The sequence below is a fragment of the Moraxella oculi genome (assembly GCF_023336735.1).
In the GTDB taxonomy this organism is placed as follows: Bacteria; Pseudomonadota; Gammaproteobacteria; order Pseudomonadales; family Moraxellaceae; genus Moraxella; species Moraxella oculi.
Map to the genome: position 1 here is coordinate 1 of NZ_JAMBAQ010000051.1, position 1418 is coordinate 1418.

Annotated in this window: 1 pseudogene; it reads right to left on the reverse strand. The window is 42.7% G+C overall.

The features are described from left to right. Nucleotides 1-1418 (reverse strand): annotated as a pseudogene (locus M2R47_RS09320) (hypothetical protein); the annotation flags it as partial.

Below are 1418 nucleotides of genomic sequence, written 5' to 3' on the forward strand. Positions count from 1 at the left end.
AACCCTTCTACCCAAGCCCTGAGTAGCGGTTACACCCCCCAAAGCCAAATCTGTTCCCATTTTGATATTGGAGGCTGTGCCTTCGGACAATCCTACGCCCTGGGTAAGTAAAACTGATGAAGTTTGTTGATTGGATGTTTTACCTCGGTTTGTAGCGCCAGTAGCCACATTATCAGAGCCGTGGATAATAAGAGCAGAGCCAATACCACAACCAACACCACTAGCACACATTGCCGTACCTGTGCCTACCTCTGCTAACCCAACCCCTGCTTGAACAACAGGCATTACTTGTTCATTAATGATTTTTTCAGATTTTGCTTGTATATTTGCACCACCGCTAAAATCAACACCCCCACCGCCATTAATAACTGCAGAATCCTTAGAACGAAGCTGTCTATCAGAGATTTGTGATTGAGAACCTGATATTTTTTTCGCTGGCGATATTGGTTGTGTGGCTGTAATGGGTGGTATATAAGCAACCGAAGTCCCAGCACTCCAAGAGTATTGATAACTTTTGGAGTTTTGTTGAATAAAACGGGTTAGGTTTGTATCTGGCTTTTTGATATTATTAAGATTTTGAGTAAATGTGGTTACATTGCCATTTTTGGAACTTATCCACAGTCTTGCATCATAGCCTCTACCAACACCACCATCATACATCACTTTATCAATAGCTGATTGAGGAGCCTTATTGCCTATGTGTACAGCACGATTACTGTTATAGGTTTCACCATACTTTCCACTATTCGCCCAACGCAAGGCATCTTCAATATCTTGACGTGTATAAAGTTTGCCGTCTGGTCTTTTCAGCCCTTTTTTCTTGGCTAAATCAACCAAAACCCCAGCAAGGTCTTTTTCTTGTTTATGCAACTGCCGATTAAACGCATCTGCATTCACCGCCATTACAGTACTTGAAGTGTCTACTCCTGCTGATTGGGTAGCAGTTGCAATGGCAAGGCTTGTGATTAGACTTGTGGCATTTTGTGCCGTATCTTCTGAAATGCCCGCTTTTACTAATTGCTTAGTTGTTTGTTCTGACAGCTTATCGATTATTGGTGCTGAGGCAGCAATACTGCCTGTAGTAACAGCTCCTTCAATCGTACCAGTACCGATTACACCAACAGCCGTATGCAGTGCCACACGGTAAATCCCACCTTCTGCCCACTTTTGTTGCTCCGTTGTTTTTTCTTCAGGGGTTAGATTTGGATCGCTTGCAATGCGTTTGATTTGATCTTTACTGAAATCAGCCACTACCTTTGGAGCCTCTCTCCCAAACTCTGTGGTAATCACTGTTTGGGCATTTAACTCTTTTAATGCTTGCTCCTTATCAAAGTCATTAGCAATGATTTGATTTAGCTCATCTTGCACTTCTGGTTGGTTGAAGTTTTCTGTATTGATGTGGCTAAGTCCTGCTTGGT